Source organism: Viscerimonas tarda, from assembly GCF_054601255.1.
The window spans coordinates 1-17,626 of the sequence record NZ_BAAHWV010000031.1 but is presented as its reverse complement, the minus strand read 5'-3'; the positions used below and the strand labels follow the sequence as shown (position 1 = coordinate 17,626).

10 protein-coding genes and 1 pseudogene are annotated in these 17,626 nt (G+C 46.7%); 3 read left to right on the top strand and 8 right to left on the bottom strand.

The window, feature by feature from the left end; translation table 11 throughout:
* The first annotated feature begins 21 nt into the window (after positions 1–21).
* Positions 22–1,446, top strand: coding sequence for a Gfo/Idh/MocA family protein (locus ACYPWY_RS12405; RefSeq protein WP_459685846.1), 1,425 nt, complete (start codon positions 22–24; stop codon positions 1,444–1,446).
* A 305-nt stretch (positions 1,447–1,751) separates the two neighbouring features.
* Positions 1,752–4,427, top strand: coding sequence for a hypothetical protein (locus ACYPWY_RS12400; RefSeq protein ID WP_459685845.1), 2,676 nt, complete (start codon positions 1,752–1,754; stop codon positions 4,425–4,427).
* A gap of 186 nt (positions 4,428–4,613) precedes the next feature.
* Here the strand turns inward: ACYPWY_RS12400 and ACYPWY_RS12395 are convergent, their stop codons facing one another.
* The gene (locus ACYPWY_RS12395) at positions 4,614–5,933 is read right to left on the bottom strand and encodes a TldD/PmbA family protein (RefSeq protein ID WP_459685844.1); all 1,320 of its coding nucleotides are present in this window, start codon (positions 5,931–5,933) and stop codon (positions 4,614–4,616) included.
* Positions 5,934–6,128: 195 nt separating this feature from the next.
* Here ACYPWY_RS12395 and ACYPWY_RS12390 point away from each other — a divergent pair.
* Positions 6,129–6,794 (top strand): annotated as a pseudogene (locus ACYPWY_RS12390) (3-keto-disaccharide hydrolase); the annotation flags it as partial.
* Positions 6,795–7,160: 366 nt separating this feature from the next.
* Here ACYPWY_RS12390 and ACYPWY_RS12385 read toward each other — a convergent pair.
* The 7 genes from ACYPWY_RS12385 to ACYPWY_RS12355 form a co-directional block, all read right to left on the bottom strand.
* Positions 7,161–7,856 carry a porin family protein gene (locus tag ACYPWY_RS12385; protein WP_459685843.1) on the bottom strand — a complete coding sequence of 232 codons (696 nt, stop codon included), beginning with the start codon at positions 7,854–7,856 and terminating at the stop codon, positions 7,161–7,163.
* A 2-nt stretch (positions 7,857–7,858) separates the two neighbouring features.
* Positions 7,859–9,619 carry a PBP1 and LysM peptidoglycan-binding domain-containing protein gene (locus tag ACYPWY_RS12380; RefSeq protein ID WP_459685842.1) on the bottom strand — a complete coding sequence of 587 codons (1,761 nt, stop codon included), beginning with the start codon at positions 9,617–9,619 and terminating at the stop codon, positions 7,859–7,861.
* The gene (locus ACYPWY_RS12375; RefSeq protein ID WP_459685841.1) at positions 9,616–10,563 is read right to left on the bottom strand and encodes a glycosyltransferase family 2 protein; all 948 of its coding nucleotides are present in this window, start codon (positions 10,561–10,563) and stop codon (positions 9,616–9,618) included. The genes ACYPWY_RS12380 and ACYPWY_RS12375 overlap by 4 nt, the downstream gene beginning before the upstream one ends.
* Before the next feature lie 14 nt (positions 10,564–10,577).
* Positions 10,578–11,135 carry a DUF4199 domain-containing protein gene (locus tag ACYPWY_RS12370; protein ID WP_459685840.1) on the bottom strand — a complete coding sequence of 186 codons (558 nt, stop codon included), beginning with the start codon at positions 11,133–11,135 and terminating at the stop codon, positions 10,578–10,580.
* Between the two features lie 461 nt (positions 11,136–11,596).
* On the bottom strand, positions 11,597–12,457 hold the full coding sequence (locus ACYPWY_RS12365; protein WP_459685839.1) for a hypothetical protein: 861 nt from the start codon (positions 12,455–12,457) through the stop codon (positions 11,597–11,599).
* A 158-nt stretch (positions 12,458–12,615) separates the two neighbouring features.
* A complete protein-coding gene (locus tag ACYPWY_RS12360; protein ID WP_459685838.1) occupies positions 12,616–17,142 on the bottom strand; it encodes a T9SS type A sorting domain-containing protein in 4,527 nt (1,508 codons plus the stop codon).
* Entirely contained in the window at positions 17,129–17,434 is a 306-nt protein-coding gene (locus tag ACYPWY_RS12355; protein WP_459685837.1) for a hypothetical protein, read from the bottom strand. Before ACYPWY_RS12355 ends, ACYPWY_RS12360 begins: the two co-directional genes overlap by 14 nt.
* Positions 17,435–17,626: the final 192 nt, after the last annotated feature.

Sequence of the window (17,626 nt, the reverse complement as noted above, 5' to 3'; positions counted from 1 at the left end):
TAATGCTAATTAAATAATATCATGGTAACACGCAGAAATTTTTTAAAAACAGCCGCTATGGCATCCGCAGGACTCGCCGCCGGAGGATTAGATTTAAGTGCGGTAGGCTCCGCTAATCAGAAAAATGTGGCAAACGCCGGTCGGCGCGTCAATGTCGCTTTCGTAGGTATCGGTCATCGGGGCGAACAAGTCCTTGAGTCGGTAGAACGCACACAGCTGGCTAATATTGTTGCATTGTGCGATGTGGATATGGGAGCGCCCCATACACAAAAAAGCATAGCAAAATACCCCAATGTCCGCCAATTCCAGGACTTCCGTAAAATGTTTGATGCTATGGCAAAAGATATTGAGGCGGTTTTTGTTTGTACGCCCGATTTCGCGCATTTCCCCATCTCCATGCTGGCGATGTCGCTGGGTAAACATGTGTATGTAGAAAAACCCATGGCACGCACTTTCCTCGAAGTAGAACTGATGATGCAGGCTGCCCGAAAATACAATGTGGTAACACAGGTAGGTAATCAGGGACATTCCGATGCCAATTACTTCCAGTTTAAAGCTTGGAAAGATGCCGGTATCATTAAAAATGTAACGGCTGTTACGGCGCACATGAACGGATCGCGCAGATGGCACGGCTTCGACCCCAATATATACAAATACCCCGATGCCGACCCAAAACCTGCTACATTGGACTGGGACACCTGGTTATCGGCGGCTAAATACCACGATTACAGCAAGAAATACCACGAAGGCGAATGGCGTAGCTGGTACGATTTTGGCTTGGGAGCCCTCGGCGACTGGGGTGCGCATATCATGGATACCGTTCACGAATTTCTTGAGTTGGGATTGCCTTACGAAGTAAATCCGCTTAAAATAGTGGGACATAACGATTACTTCTATCCGCTTGCTTCTACCTTGCAATTCCGCTTCCCACAACGTGCGGGAATGCCGCCTCTCGACATTACCTGGTACGACGGCGTAGGTAACGAACCCGAACTGCCGAAAGGATACGGCGCCTCGGAACTAGCCGCGAATATACCTGCTGCGGGCAATACCGGAAAAATTAAAAAAGCCGAACTCAATCCGGGGAAAATCATTTATAGCAAAGACTTGACATTCAAGGGCGGTTCTCACGGAAGCACCCTCTCGATTATACCGGAAGAAAAAGCCAAAGAAATGGCCTCTAAATTGCCGGAAGTGCCTAAAAGCCCATCCGACCACTTTGCCAATTTCTTGCTGTCGTGCCAAGGACTGGAAGCCACACGCTCGCCGTTTGAAATTCACGGACCACTGGCCCAAACATTCGCATTGGGAACAATAGCCCAACAGCTGAATGTAAAACTTGAATTCGACAGGCGATTGAAACAAATCACTAACAACGAATTTGCAAACGCTTTGCTGGCAGGAACTCCTCCACGTAAAGGCTGGGAGCAATTCTATAAACTCTAAAGAAGTTTGTGTAGGGGCGGGTTTTAAACCCGCCCCTAACTTTAAGGCAAACGCATGAAAAAAGTCCGAAGGGCTTTTTTCGGTTCACCGGCAAAACTGGTCTAGTCCCGCATGGGACTAAATACGGGGTGTTATCGGTGAACCCTTTTTCATGCATTTGCCCCGCCCCTAACTTTTAACTTTGAATTAAAATTTTACACGAAATAATAGCATACATATTTTATTTTTCATTACATTTGGAAAGTTAATATCAATCTGAAAGTGTAAAACTTACAGTTAATTTCACCATTTAACATCCATTTGCCATGAAAAAGCCAGCATTCATCCTCACCCTGCTTCTTCTTTGCAGCCCGTCTGCATCAGCCCAGCAAGATTCGGCCCGCCAAAAATTATACTCTTTTGTAGAAAATATTAATGCTTTCACCGATTACTACCCGCAGGAAAAAGTCTATCTGCACTTCGACAACAGCAGCTACTTTATGGGCGAAAACATCTGGTTTAAATGCTACGTGAATGTGGCCGATGCCAATATCGCTACCGATGTCAGCCGCACATTGTATGTCGAACTGCTTGACCCCGAGGGAAATGTAGCCGACAGCCGCAAGCTGCTGGTGGAAAACGGACAGTGCCATGGCGAGTTTCTCCTGGCCGGAAACAAGTTACATGCAGGCTTTTATCAGGTGCGGGCTTACACGCGCTACATGCTGAACTTCGATGAAGAATGTGTGTTTTCAAGGGTGTTCCCCGTTTACGACCAGCCCGAAAAGGAAGGCGATTACAGCAAAAAGAAAATGACCGCTCTCCGGCTTTCCGTTCCCAATAGACGAGTTAACAGGGATAAATCAGGTAAGATAAATGTTAATTTCTTCCCCGAGGGTGGTAATCTGGTAAGGGGCATTGAATCGAAGGTCGCCTTTAAGGCAACGGACGAAAACGGGATGAGTGTTGAGGTGAAAGGAAAGGTTTACAATGCAAGGAAAGAAGTCGTTGCCGATTTTCAAAGCGTTCATCAGGGGATGGGCTATTTTTACCTGACCCCCACAGAAGATAATTATACTGCCGAAATAGAATACAATAACAAGAAACACAGCGAAAAACTGCCCAAAAGCAATCCGGCAGGCTATGTGATGCAGGTGGACAACAGCAACAGCGAGGTATTGCAAGTCGCCGTGTACAGGAACAACAATACATTTCCCGAAACGATTGGCATAACCGCCTCGTGCCGCGGACGGGTAAATGCCTTTGCCGAGTTAAGCATGGCAACCGCCAACCGGGCTATCGCCAGATTCCCCCTAAAGGAGCTGGAAACAGGCGTTAACCAGCTGACAATCTACGACAGGGAGGGGCGCGTTTTGAGTGAACGGCTGGTTTTTATCAACCGCAACGACAAACAGTTAACCATTACCAAAAAGCAGAACAAAAGAATCTATTCCCCTTTGGAAAAAGTGGATATGGATTTTGAACTGACCGGCCCCGATAACCAGCCCGTAGAAACAGGCTTCTCGCTATCAATAAAGGATGCAGGCACAATTACGGCAACATCTTATGCCGACAATGTGCTGACCAACATGCTGTTATCCTCCGACCTGAAAGGCTATATCGAAAACCCGGGATATTATTTTGAAAAGGACGATGAACAGCGGAAATCCGGCCTGGATTTGCTGGTATTAACCCAGGGCTGGCGACGCTACGTGTGGGAAAGAATGGCCGGACTGGACGATTTTCAGCTAAACCAGCCGGCAGAAAAGGGCATTTTAATAGACGGCTTTGTGAAGTCGTTTACCCGCAACAAAAAGAAAAAGGGCGTGGATATAGCCATTATCCTTCAAAACGACAGCCTGGGCATCCTGCACGAAGCTACCCTGACAGATGAAAATGGACAGTTCAGCGTTTATACACGGGATATTAAGGGCGACTGGGACATAGTTTTGCAGACCAAGGAAAAGAACAAAAAGAAAGACTACCAAACCGTGCTCAACCGCCTGTTTGGCCCCGTTCCGCTGTTGTACAAAGGCTATGAGACCCGGTTGAGGGAAAGGAACAGGGAAAAACAGTCCGTCCTGGCCGCCGCTGCCGAAAAGTTTGCGGCAGACAGCATAGCCGTTGACTCAATCCTGCTGCAAATGAATGAACGCGAGCACCTGCTGCAAAGCGTAACCGTAACCGCCAAAACACCGGATACACCGGCGCCAAAGATAGATATAGCCTACGATGTTACGAAAGAAGTAGATAAGATAATGGACAAGGGAGATTATGTAGGCGGTAGCCTGCTCGAATTTTTGATTAAGACCAACGAGAATTTTTCCGTTTACAACGAATCCGGCGTTGAATATTATTACTATATCAATCAGCCAGCCCAGTTCACATACGCTAGCGATACCATGCCCATACCTGATAGCGAGTTGAGAAATATCTCGCTATATGAAGTGGAAAAGATTGAATTTGCCGACCAAAGATCAGGAGGCGATGCTTGGCAGATTCAAAAGCTACATAACCAAAAGCATGGCTATTTAAGTGCATCCAGCAAACTGCCGCCCGGAGGGGAGCCAAAACCTGGAGCATCAGGGCCGACACCTACTGGAGAAGGATGGGATGTTAAAGATATGCAGGTCGATATGTATAAACGATTTCAGACCTTAAATGATCTTGATAGAAAGCTGCAAATGCTACGGGACGGCTATGTGCGCATTATGATAAAGAAATACCCCGATGGACGTTTCCGTGCCGAGCGAAAAGGCATCCGCCACAGCCTGCTACAGGGCTATTCCTACAGCAAAGAGTTTTTCAGTCCCAAATACGAATACACCATTATGCCAAATGAAGATGATTTCCGCCGCACCCTGTATTGGAACCCCGATGTAAAGGCAAATAAAGACGGCAAAGCCAGCGTTAGCTTCTACAATAACAGTAGTAGCCGCCAACTGGCCATTGATGCCGAGACAATTACCAGCTCGGGCTTGTTTGGGGTTTATGAGGAGTGAGTTTCAAATTCAAGGTTGTAGGGGCGCGATTAATCGCGCCCTTACGAATTCAAGGTGGTAGGGTCGTGGCGTGCCGCGACTACCATGTAGCATGGAATGGCTCGCGCTCGGGAGATTGCGGGTCGGATCCCGCAATGACAACCTCAGAAACAGCCTTTTGAGATAGCCCTCTACGAAACTTTCAATTTAACATCCGCTAAAACTAATATCGGAAAACAGGAGCGATGGAATCCGGTACGAAGAGTTTTTGCGTGGATCGTTGCCCGGCTCTACGAGTGCATCCCAAAGCGAGAGCATGTTTCCGGTAATGTTCATTTCGCCGATTGCTTGCACGAGGATGCCATTTTCAACCAAAAATCCTTCGATTCCGAACGAGAAGTCGCCGGTTGTGGGGTTGCAGTTTCCGCCGTTAAATGCGGTTACCCAGATGCCCTTGCCCATCGTTTTCATCAATCCCTCAAAATTGCGACTGCCCAATCCGGCGACAAGGATGGATGGGGAGGAAATGCTTGGCATCACTTTCATTTTCAGCGAATTGTATGTGTCTATAAAGTAGCTCTGCAACACGCCTTTGTCAATAATCGTCCGCTCGCAGGTGGCAACGCCTTCGCCGTCGAACCAGCGCGCTCCAAAACTACGCGGCAGGTGTGGCCGGTCGGTAATTGTTAATTTGTCGTTCGTGATTTTTTCGCCCAGCTTATTTAACAGAAAAGAGTTTTTTTGCTGAAGAGCAGAACCATACAAGGCCGCAATGAGCGGGGTGAACAGGCGGGACGATACGGTGTTGTCGAGCAGCATATTGTATTGTCCCGAACGGATTTTCTTTTGTCCTATTTTCCGTATGGCGCGTTCTAAGGCTTTTTGGGCGATGCCTGTTTTTTGCAGATCGTCCCAATAAACGGTATCGTCGTGCCAATACGATTCGGGACGCGCATCGCTCCCGGTTTTGAGCGCAACTTCCACCGACAAACTGAAGGCTGTATCGGCTGTTTCGGCTTCAAAGCCGTTGCTTGCCAGCATGTATTCGGCGCTACAACCATCATCGTATGATGCTGCTACCGAAACAATGCGGCTGTCGGCCTGATAAATTTCATCTGCCGCTTGTTTGGCCAAGTCAATTTTTTGTTCGGCGCTCAGCTTGTTGAACGAAGTATCGTACAGGTCGAGGTCGGTCCCTGTTTGTTTGTAATAACGGGACGGGTCGGGCAGTTGCCTGAAAATATCCGGCGCCAGATAACGGGTTGAAACAATGCCATCGATGATAAGCTTTTCTATTTCCTGCCGGTCAATGCGGTTGGTTGACACAGCTCCATAGCGTCCGTCAACAAATAATTCGATATAGATTTTATTTTCCGAACTTTGGTGCAGTTTGTCCAATTGACTGTTGCGGTATTCAAATGAATTGTTTTTGGCCGTAATCACAGATACTCGTGCTGCCTGACATCCGTTGTTCAGCGCAATATCCATTGCCTGTTGTGCTATCTCTTTCTGAAGGGTTGAAATCATAATTGTTTAACTTTGTCGTACAAAATTAGAAAAAGCAAGAAGAATATACCTATATATTGAGAATTTTTAGTTTCTTTGAATCCCAAAGCTAAAACAATATTCTTATTACTAATCTAAAAACAATTTACAATGAAAAAAAACATGATGTTGCTGGCAGCGCTTTTTCTGTTCACAACTTTCGCTTCGGCTCAAGAAGCCAATACCTTATCGAAAGAAGAAGCTAGAGACGGATGGAAACTTTTGTGGGACGGGAAAACTACAAACGGATGGAGAGGCGCAAAAATCAGTACCTTCCCTGCGGCAGGCTGGGCGATAGAAAATGGCGTACTGAAAGTGTTAAAAAGCAAGGGAGCCGAATCGGCTAACGGGGGCGATATTGTTACCACCCGCAAATACAAAAATTTTATACTGAAAGTCGATTTCAAAATTACAAAAGGCGCCAACAGCGGTATCAAATATTTTGTAGATACCGAGTTGAATAAAGGCGAAGGCTCGGCAATAGGTTGCGAATTTCAACTGCTGGACGATGAAAACCATCCCGATGCCAAACTGGGCGTGAAAGGCAACCGAAAACTCGGCTCGGTTTACGACCTGATTCCGGCAATAACAAACAAAGCTTTCAACTTCAACGAATTCAATACAGCCGTGGTTATCGTGAACGGAAACCATGTTGAGCATTGGTTGAATGGCGTTAAACTAGTGGAATACGACAGAAACAACCAAGCTTGGAATGCCTTGGTAGCATACAGCAAATATGCCAACTGGCCTAACTTCGGCAATGCGGCGGAAGGATACATCCTGTTGCAGGACCACGGCGACGAAACGCTGTTTAAAAATATAAAGATTAAAGAATTGCCGTAAAACCGGGGGATTCACCGCAGAGGACACGGGATATAGGAACGCAAATTACACAGATTCACGCAGGGCAAACGCCTGAAAATTTTACTAGCGCTATTGCGGATGAGATTCCTCCCTTTGGTCGGAATGACTCGCCTATTAGCGCTTTAAGGAATAGGGAAGTGGCGGCGAAGCCGCCACTTCCCTATTCCCTCTCCCAAAAAGGAGACAGTCATTCCGACCAAAGGGAGGAATCTCTTGCTCATACCAGCAACTTTACCGAAAGGCATAAGCAGTAAAAATTGCCCTACAGATTCATGCAAATAATTTTATAAATTGCGATAATTTGCGTAATTTGCGTTCTTTTTGCGTTCGATATTTGGCATGTCCCTAAAACGCCTTAATATAATACGTTAGCTTAGCCGACATCACCCGGTTTGCCGAGCGGTTGAAGTTGCTGTTGCCGGTGTGGTTGTCGAACAAATCGGCAAAACCGGCATAATAGCGGCCTTCCAGTGCAAAGTTTCCGATTTTCGAGCGCAACTCCAATCCCAATCCGCCTGTGAGACCATAATCGAAGAGGTATTTTACGTTTTTGTTGTATTGTCCTGTTCGTTGCAAGGCATTGCCTGCAAAAACAATTTCTTCTTCATTGGCCAAATAGTCGGCTAATTCGTCGCTCATTTCTTCTTTCTCGCCTATAAGAAATTGCATCTTCGGCCCCAGGTTGACAAAGAAACGGACTTTCTTCCCAAAATAGATATGGGTCATGACAGGGACTTCCAAATACGTCAAACTGTGAGAGTGCTTGAATTCGGGCTGCTCTTTAAAACTGCCTTCCCAGCCCTGCTGACTGTAGTTAAGCTCAGCAATTACGCCAAGATTTTTTTCGGATACATACCTCACTGCTACACCGCCGTGAAATTGGTTCAGGTTTTTGGTGTTGACGGCCGGGTCGAAGCTCACGGTAGAAAATGTAGGGCCGAATCCTGCTCCGATATTCCATTCCGGAACAAATTCCGACTGGCTGTTTATTGTGCTTGTCAAAAACACAAAAAGAGCTAAAATGAATACTCTTTCCTTCATTTTCATTTGCTATAATCTATCTTTTCGATGGACATATCTGTTCTGTAATGAACAAAGTAAAGCCCTGTATTTATATTTCCTGCTTTGTTGTGATTGCCAAAATAAAAAACCGATTGGAGAGTAGGTATTTCGGAGCCGGGCAAATCTTCCTGAACGAGGCTTTTATCTCTGACTAAGGCGGTAATAAAGTACAAGCCGGTGTCGTAACCCAGCATCCCGTATTTGGGATAGGTATTGAGCAGTGTTTTTCCGTACCAACTCCTGAATTTTTCTACAAATCGCTGCGTTTTTGCATCGTTGTTGTCCACATAAAAAGACGAGAAAATATAGGTGTCGTATTTGAAAAAGTCATCGAGGAATTGCGCCGAATAGGTTTGCCAGTCGGGGTATCCGAACAGGCTTATATCAATGGCAGGGTCTTGGTTTTGTATCGACCTGATGGTAGGGATACTCCTGGCAAGCATCATTAACGAACTGGATGCAGGGACAATCACATTCTTTTTCGATAGCGATAGCGCCGATTTCAGATTTGTTGCCAGATTGTCGTCCACAACAACTGTCTGGCTCGAAATCGCCCATTTCGACATGTTGCTATTCAGTTGGGCGATAAAATCTTTTTTGTCGTTATTCGCGTTGTTCCCGTCAACAAGCACAATCACATTGGGGTAGTTGAACTGTTTAACAAAAGCATTCGCCACCTTGGGATAAAGAGCTGTCGGCGACACATTCGACCGAAACGTTCTCGGGTTTTTTATGGCTTCCTCGTTTTTCACCGGAAAAGGGATGGCATACCCAATGTTATTTTCTTTGGTAAATTCGCTGAGGAGCGAAATCTCATCTTCCGACACGCCGCCGATGATGAAATCCAGATTCTTCATTTCATACGTATCCAACAGGCTTTTTAGCTTTCCCGGGCCTTTTCCTTTTCTTATGTCGAACGAGTAAAGGTCGATAGAATTTCCCTTCGATTTCATTTCTTCGATAGCCAGCAAAAAGCCTTCATAATATTCGATGAAGCGGGATTGCTGGTGTTCCGAGTCGTCCAGAAATGGAAGTAGTAAAGCTATTCGTATAACTCCCACCGATTTGCGGGAGGTCATTTGATATAACAAATTTGGCTCGGCATTGACAATTGTTGTCGGCACTGCTATGCTATTGCTGCCGTTGTTGCCGGGAATTTGCAGATAGCTGTCTTTTTTGAGCCCGTCTTTTTTTAACAGGGGATTCTTCTCTATTATTTGCTCTGTGCTCACATTGTATTGCCTGGCTATGCTATACAGTGTTTCCTTCGACTGCACTTTGTGGACTATATTACTGTTGCTGGCAGGCGCTGTTGGTTTTGCGCTCACCGCCGCCGAAGCCTTAGGGATGTGGATAACATGCCCGATTATGAAGTTTTCGGTCGTTAAACCTTCATTGGCGGCAAGAATATCCTCAATGCTTACGTTGTAGCGCTTGGCAACCGAATACAAGGTTTCTTTCACCTGAATACTATGCAACACATAAGGTTGCTGAGGCTGTTTGCCTGTCTTTATCTGAGGAATTCTCAAGGATTCGTTGGGCTTCAATCCTTTTTCAATCTGCGGATTCAGCTCGTATATTTCGGTTACCGAAACATTGTAATTTTTGGCAATTGAATACACGGTTTCTCCCTTGCTGACGGTGTGATACCGGTAAAGCTCTTGATTAGTCTTGGAATAAAGAGCTTGTGTTATTCCTGAAAGACAAATTGTTACGGCTAAAAACCAATATTTTAGTTTCATATTTCTTCTTCTATTTTATAGTCATTCCTCTCTGTCGAGTTTCGGGAAATCAATTCACCAATAAATCCCGCTAAAAACAGCTGTGTGCCTAAAATCATGGCTGTCAGCGAAATGTAGAAATACGGCGAATCGGTAACTAAACGGTAGGGCATACCGTGGGTCATGTTATACATCTTCATAACGCCTACCACAATAACGGCGATAAGCCCCACCACAAACATCAAACTGCCCAACAATCCGAAAAAGTGTATGGGCTTTTTGCCGAATTTCGACAAGAACCAAAGGGTAAGCAAATCGAGGTAGCCATTGAAAAAACGGCTGATACCAAATTTGCTTTGACCATACTTCCGCGCTTGGTGCTGCACAACTTTTTCACCGATGTGGTTAAATCCCGCATTTTTTGCCAGATAAGGGATATAACGGTGCATGTCGTTATAGATTTCGATGTTTTTCACCACCTCTTTCCGGTAAGCTTTCAGGCCACTGTTGAAATCGTGGAGCTTTATTCCCGATACTTTGCGCGCGGTGGCATTGAATAATTTGGTTGGTATGGTTTTGGACAGGGGGTCGTAGCGTTTCTTTTTCCATCCCGAAACCAAATCGTAGCCTTTATTTTTAATCATCCCGTACATAGCGGGGATTTCGTCGGGACTATCCTGCAAATCGGCGTCCATCGTGATGACGACATCGCCTTCGGTTTTTCGGAAAGCGCAATACAATGCGGGCGATTTTCCGTAGTTGCGCCGAAATTTAATGGCTTTGATGCTGGACGATGCGCTTTTCAATCCGGTGATAACGCCCCATGAACCATCCGTACTGCCGTCATCGACAAAAATAACTTCATACGAATAATTATTTTCATTCATCACCTTTTCAATCCATGCATACAGTTCGGGCAACGATTCTTCTTCGTTGTATAATGGGATAACAACCGATATGTCCATAAATATATTGTTTGTCAGGCAGCTTTGTTACTGTCGCTTCTACGCACAAAAATACCGTATATGACCGAAAGAAAAAAGCCTATGACGATATTTTTAACTATTTCACTGATTAAAACGATGATATTGCCGAAAGTATCGCGCTGTGTTTCGAGCCATTGGTGCGAAAAAAAGTATTGCAGAAGCATCTCGAGCCATCCTTTATCGCGGATGTAAATGTATTTCGGGTCAATAAATTTGTAATGCACATATATGACCACAGCCTCTATCAGCGCAGCAAACGTGAACAAAAGCGCCCCGAATGCCAAACATTGCAAATAACTGATTTTCCCTTTCAGGGCATAATCGCGGTAACGCCGCAGCAGGACGTAAAACAAAGACAAGGTTCCTATCGGGAGCAAATACAAGTGGAGGTAAAGCAAAAAATCGGGCAGAAAACTGTCGCGCATAACTGTCTGCAAAACGTTCGACAGAATAAGAAACAAATATTTGAATACCCAGAAAGCTCCCAGTATCACGCCATAATTCATGGCATATTTTAACAACAGGCGTATTTTCTTTTTGCTGATTTTCATTCTAGTTATTTGGTTCTGCAAAAGTACGAAAAGAATGTATTAAAACAAGAATTTTTTTAGTTTCAAGGTTTATAAAGTTCCAAGTTAATGGATATGGATACCGTAGGGGCGCGATTTATCGCGCCCCTTGTTTTTCCCCCGCCCCCTACGGGGGGCAGCCCCTCCAACCTCCCCGTAGAGGGACTTTTTGATCCCCCCTACGGGGGGGCTGTGGGCTTAACGCAATCAAGGGACCACCTTCCCAGGCAATCCCTTGACATATTCCATATTTTAATATCCAATTTAATATAATAAACAATTAAATTAGGCTGATTTTCTCTTGGCGCTTGCATGCCAGGATATTTATATGGAAAGCCCCCCACCCCCCCCGTAGGGGGGCAGCCCCTCCAAACCTCCCCGCAGGGGAGGCTTCAAAATCCCCCCTGCGGGGGATTTAGGGGGCTGAGGTTTGGAGGGGCTTTTTATCTTAATACTTTTGCATACCCCACACTGCCATCATCATACACCGTCCGCTTGATTAGCAGGCCTTTGGCTGTTTCTTTTGCTGGCTTGCCTGTCAGGTCGATGAATGAGGAGGATAGTTCTACTTTACCTACGGCTTCCTTAACTTCTCTTACTCCGGTTGAAAGTTCTTTGAGGTAAATCTTTATTCCGAAGATGTTGGGGGCGGAGTTTGAACTTGCTGCTTGGAAAGCTGTGCTTGCAAAGTTTCCTGATGTGGCCCACTTCAGGCGGATGGCTTTTACTTTGGTGTCGAGGTTGTCAATTTCTGTTTTTGGCGTTATGGGAGCAGCTCCCTGATAGGCCGTTTCGGGTATCAGATAGGCGGCTACCGAGCAGGCGCTGGGCTGGCTGGCAGGGAATGACAATACCTTATGAATACCTGCATTTCCGGCGGCGGGCATACCTACATTTTCAGAGAACAGGTTGCCCAGAAAGTCCGCATCATTTGTCCCTGTCAGACTGACGGCCACAATGGGGAAGCCAGCGTTGGCAGCTAGCGACGAACCCGAAAAATCGACTTCGCTGATAACATAACTGCCGTTGTTGACTATGGTAATAGTACCTCCTGCACTTAGTGTCAGGGCATTGAATGCGCCATTGATACTCAGGCAGGCTACCGCACCCGACTGCGCATTGATGCTTCCGCCGGTAACGCTTACGGTGATGCCGTTACCTTCATTGCTGTACAAGACGCCCGACGATACATCTGCCGAAGCAAAGTTTTTGAGTACAATGGCAGGGTCGCCTTGCGCTGTTGCAGCTAAACTGCCGACTAGTAGCACGGATGCTAACATAAATTTTTTGTAATTCTTTTTCATAAACTAAAATTTAGCCCCTCCAACCTCCCCGTGGGGAGGCTTTTAGGGTGTTATTAATACTATCTTTTCATTTATCGTAGGGGCGCGTTGCATGCAACGCCCTTACAATGCGAGCCCAGCCCCCTAAATCCCCCTACGGGGGGTGGGGGGGCTGTTGGTTATTTTATTATTTTTTTACTAACCGTCTTATTCCCAGCATAAACCTTCACAATCACCAAATTATCATCGCCTAGCGTTGCATTCAACGAATAATTGTTTGGTTTGGCCGAATAGATGATTTGACCTTGTACATTATACACATACACTTCGTCGATAACTTCCTGCGATTTAACGTGCAGCTGATTGTCTTTTACAGTTACTACTATTGTTTTATCGTCGTCGGTTACCTCCGGTTTTATGCCTGTTTCTACTTTCACTATTTTTAGCGAGAAGCGGTTTTCTATAAACAGGTTTTCGTCCGGCGTTACGTTGTCGAAGGTGTACATCGATTGTTGGTTCAGGTCGTAATCTTTTCCGGTGGCTGCATCGTGCAGACAGGCTTTGCTATCGGCTACCAGTAAGCTGGTCAGGTTACCTACGTTGATGGTAATCTTTTCGCTCAATGGCGTTCTGAAGCCCAATGGGATGCTGCCGCCATTTTTGATATACTCGTAAGGCAAGGCATTCACATTGACGCGTTTACCTTCTCCCGTGAAGGAATAACTGCCTATTGGCTGTACATCGCTGCCTGTGGATGTAAACAGCGCTACCACGTCTTCGTTATCGCTGTAAGTGGCCGAATAGTTATCGCCGAAGCTGAGGAAAGTCCTTGATTTACTGTTGCCTTGTGTTACCGTAACCGGAACAACCATTTTTGAGACGCTTTCGGCGCTTGCTGCTGCGCTCTTGAGTGTGTTTCCGGGAACCCGGGTTGTCATCGTTCCGTTGACTGTGAGCGGCGTTGAAAGTTTTGAAAACGCCCCCTTGGCTACTACTATAAAGCTTTGCATGGGCGCAATGTCTTTTGTCAGCGTACCGCCTGTACCTATTTGGTAGGTATCGTACGTACTGCCGTTCGCGTTCAGAATCTGGTAGTAATTCTGAATTTTTGTTGAATTGGCTGCATAGAACTGGTCGAAGTCGAGGTGAGCCATAAAGGGGTTGCTTACCATGACCAGATCGCCGGCAGCATCTGCCTTGGCCGTCAGGTTGAAGTTGGCGCCACCGGCTCCCGAGCCATCGAAAATAAAGCGGTTGGCATCCGCCCTGCTCGGCAGGGTGTAGGTCGGAAAATGGAGATTGGGCGTAGTAGTACCTTTGTAATACACGTTGTACTGCGTATCCTTTTTAGGGAACGCGAACTGATGTTCTGCCGTTGAAAAGTCGTCATTGTTATCGCTTAACCAAATTCCCACACCTTGACCCGGATCAAAGGTTACATCCGGTTCGTTGATTAGCCAGCTCCATCCGGGCGTGTTGATCAGATTGGCGAAAGGACCTTGGGAGGAGTTATTCTCTCCCCAAATCTTAATATAGGAGGTAACCAGGTCGTTGGCCGGTATGGGGTCGTTGAGGTAGAAGTCGCCCACGTAGAAGTCTTTCAACGGAGGAGCGAACATGTACCAGCGGTGAACCCTTAGATTGGTCTTCACAAATGCCTTATTATACGTCAACAGGTCGGGTCGTTTGATTTCGCCACCGAAGTTGAAGTAGATACTGTCGGCTGTCGGCACGCCCAGGGGGGCATAGGGCAAGGCAGTCGTCAAACTCAAATCGGGGAAGTTGAGACCGGCTCCTGCGGGTATCAGTACATTGGTACAGGCTTGCGGGACATTGGCTATCGGGTAGTGATTGGTTGCCGGATTGTGCCAGTTGGCCTCGTCGTGCCAGTCGCCGTTGAGGGTGCTGTTTGTCCACACCAGACTGTCGGGGGCGCGGTAAATATAAACGGTATCCATCATAGGCGAAACGGGTAAGCCACTACCTGTATAGAAGGCTTGCACCAGCATGTGCGACACGGGTTTGTTATCCTTAGGCCCAAAGTTGTAGGTATCGGAAAAAGCGCCGCCGTTTTGCAGGATGTTTCCACCGGGCGTTGGCAAATACCATTGAACATCATAAGTTCCTGCCGGATTGACCTCCAAGGTAGCGCTGCTGCCTTCGCACAGGATGGCCATACCGTCGAGGGCGTTAAAGCCCAGCGCGCGGTTATTATACCCTTCGTGGCACTCAATCATGCCGCTGTATGCGGGGCTGAGGTCGCCCGGGTCGGTACTCAGGTTCATGGTGATGGCATAGCCATCGAACGCACCGGCTACCGGTAAACTGGCTACGGGAACAGTAAACGCAATATCGCGTGAAATACTGGGATGCAGACCCGATGTATTGGGATCGGTGAATGATGGAGTGGGATTGAGTTTGGTATAAACAGCCGGACTTCCATCCACAAACGAATACATCTGGAAGTTGATAGGGCCTGTAAATGCTACACCGCCAATATTCTGGATGGTAACCTTCACTTCGAGGTTGCCACCGGCATCGTAACCTATTTTGCGGGGCGCTCCCGACTTGAAGCTGAGGTCGGCGCCTTCGGCAGTCATCGTTCCCTCGGTGTTCAACAGTGTGGACTGCTGCAGGAAGTTATTGAATGGCCGCGTTATTGTTCCATCGGCTGCTATAAATTTGGCCGCCGGACTGATAGGGTGAGTAGGAATGGTGAGGTCGTCGTTTATAAAAACGGGGTTATAAGTAGATTGATGCCACAGCTTGCGGGCAGGCGCCCATTTCTCTGCACCGGCAGCAGCAAAAACCCGCAGCTCGCCATTTGTGTAAGAGGTAGTAGCAGCGCCATAACCTCCTGTAACTATAATCTCGGCATGATCATCGCCATCAACATCTGCCACTATCGGATACTCGTTTGCTGTCCCCGAAGTTACATTATTGAAAGTATATTCTACCTTTGCTCCCGGGCCCAGTCCAATTGTTGAGATGGTGTCCTGAATAATACGCAAGGTGGTTTCGTCCCGGTAAATCAAGCGCGCCTGACCATCCTGGGAAAAATCGAACATGGATAGAGTTGTGGCCGCTGAAGTATCGGTTGTAGGTAAATCCCATCTCGGTGTTAAGGTCCGCGTGGCAGCATTCAATTTAAAAGCACGGATCGTACAATAAGCCGTTATAGCGAATTCGGGGTATCCGTCTCCATCTATGTCTCCGGCAAATGGACGAGACGGAGGCCAGCCTCCGAGTTGAATATTATTAATTACATTGTCATGCAACAATTGCCCGGTGCGCGGGTTATAAACATAAACACAAGCGTCAGCAGAGTATGATCCAAATCTAATGCCTCCCACTTTGGAGCTAACCACCACCTCTAATTTTCCGTCCAGGTCAATATCAATAACAGCCGTTCCGCCATCTCCGATTCCTATATTCGCCGTATGATTGGCATCCCATACCGTGGCCAAATCGTCTTTGTAGTTGGCTCTGCGCCACAGGCGGTAGGTATTTAGGGCGGTATTGTTGGTGGCATAGTCGCCGATAGTTACTTTATATACACAGTCGCCGCCGATCAGTTCGGGCAGACCGTCTTCATCCACATCCACCGCAATCATACCCAATTGATAGTTACTGATAGTAGAATGTAGAGGAAGACCAAAACGTCCGAACGAATAGTTATTTGCTGCAACTGTATTGGTGGTAGTAGAAACTACCGGGATGCCACTCGCATCGGTTGCCTCCATCAACAAGGCGCCGGTATCGGCATTAAATACCTTGGGCCCACAAATAATCTGTTGATTGCCATCTCCCATAATATCGGTGATAAAGGGTTGTGGCCCTAAGTAGTGAACATTTGGATCTCCGGGTTCCCTGAGGGCTACACTCCAGGTTTCGGTATAAGCGCTTGTCCCTGTACCGGTTAAATCGTAGCGGTACAATTTTCCTTCTGCGGGATTGGCAAAAAAGATGGAAGCGGTTGATGTTGTATTGACGCCCCCGCCTGTAATTTTGGCGAAAGCAATAAATGTATCAACAAATGCAATACTAGTATCCCATCCTGTAACAGGAATCACATATTTTACATCCAAAGCATCGGTTGACGTATTATACCTATACACAATAATATTCCCAGCTCTCTGGGAGATACCTTTGCTCAGCAGCGTAGTAATTATCAATTCCACCTCCCCGTCATTATCAATATCTCCGGCAAGAGTCTCCGACAAAGATGATGGTACGTGCAATGAATTATCTGAATGTGCAACTTCCACTATATCAAATGTTATTCCCGATGGCTTTGTAAAGCAGCTGGCATCGGAAACAGCGCCGGGTTTTTCGTTCACATAAATATACACCTTGGCCGAGGATTTGTTGACGGGGTCGCCGGAGCAAAATATTTCGTACTCCAGCGAGTCGGTTCCCGAAACCGTAGAGGCATAGTAGCCAATAGTGTGCGAAGTAGCGTCGTACCACACAGCCGCGCCCAAGGGAGTCGCAGAGCCGGTAGTTATATTCACCATCAAGTTCTCAACGGTACAGGCATCGCCATAAAAGTCGTTAGCCAGCACATTCAGGTTAGAGGTAATACCCACCGCGCCCGGCTGCACAAAAAAGTTATCGTTCTTGGCATTAATCACCTGTGCATCAATAGTCTGCACGCCCAGCAAGCAGCCCAGCAAGGCGGCCAGTAAAAATTTATATTTTTTCATCTGTTCTTTCATTTTTTCTGGTTTTAAAGAATGAATACCCAAAGAGTAAAATACTCATCGAGAGTATAATAGTGTAGTCAACAGCGGCCACCGGCAGCCAGGTTTCCTTGTTCCCGTAACCAGGTTCATCCGGTCCACGGCGCAAATCAGGTCGGGGAGCCGAAGTAAGTTCGGTAATATTTTGCGCCGCCACCTCCGAGGGGAGCATGTTCTCGGGCGGCTGTGCCAGGAATTCCTGCGCCTCAACCGTCAAACAGGCAAAAACTGCCAGTAATAGAAAAAGTTTCTTCATGTTAAGTGAGTTTTAATTGTCTGAACTGTGATTTTAGTATGATTTTTATGATTTATATGATTCAACATCCCCGTTGTCATTGCACGACGCATTGTAGGGGCGTATCGAATACGCCCGATGCACGCACCGGCGAAATGCGCAAATGTTATATTATTGTATTGATTGGGATTGTCGTGTGCTGGGCGTATGCCA

What these genes read in the sequence shown, in the direction of transcription:
- ACYPWY_RS12405 (WP_459685846.1), top strand. Translation starts at nt 22, where the DNA reads ATGGTAACACGCAGAAATTTTTTAAAAACAGCCGCTATGGCATCCGCA.
- ACYPWY_RS12385 (WP_459685843.1), bottom strand. Translation starts at nt 7,856, where the DNA reads ATGAAGGAAAGAGTATTCATTTTAGCTCTTTTTGTGTTTTTGACAAGC.
- ACYPWY_RS12395 (WP_459685844.1), bottom strand. Translation starts at nt 5,933, where the DNA reads ATGATTTCAACCCTTCAGAAAGAGATAGCACAACAGGCAATGGATATT.
- ACYPWY_RS12375 (WP_459685841.1), bottom strand. Translation starts at nt 10,563, where the DNA reads ATGGACATATCGGTTGTTATCCCATTATACAACGAAGAAGAATCGTTG.
- ACYPWY_RS12370 (WP_459685840.1), bottom strand. Translation starts at nt 11,135, where the DNA reads ATGAAAATCAGCAAAAAGAAAATACGCCTGTTGTTAAAATATGCCATG.
- ACYPWY_RS12400 (WP_459685845.1), top strand. Translation starts at nt 1,752, where the DNA reads ATGAAAAAGCCAGCATTCATCCTCACCCTGCTTCTTCTTTGCAGCCCG.
- ACYPWY_RS12380 (WP_459685842.1), bottom strand. Translation starts at nt 9,619, where the DNA reads ATGAAACTAAAATATTGGTTTTTAGCCGTAACAATTTGTCTTTCAGGA.
- ACYPWY_RS12355 (WP_459685837.1), bottom strand. Translation starts at nt 17,434, where the DNA reads ATGAAGAAACTTTTTCTATTACTGGCAGTTTTTGCCTGTTTGACGGTT.
- ACYPWY_RS12360 (WP_459685838.1), bottom strand. Translation starts at nt 17,142, where the DNA reads ATGAAAAAATATAAATTTTTACTGGCCGCCTTGCTGGGCTGCTTGCTG.
- ACYPWY_RS12365 (WP_459685839.1), bottom strand. Translation starts at nt 12,457, where the DNA reads ATGAAAAAGAATTACAAAAAATTTATGTTAGCATCCGTGCTACTAGTC.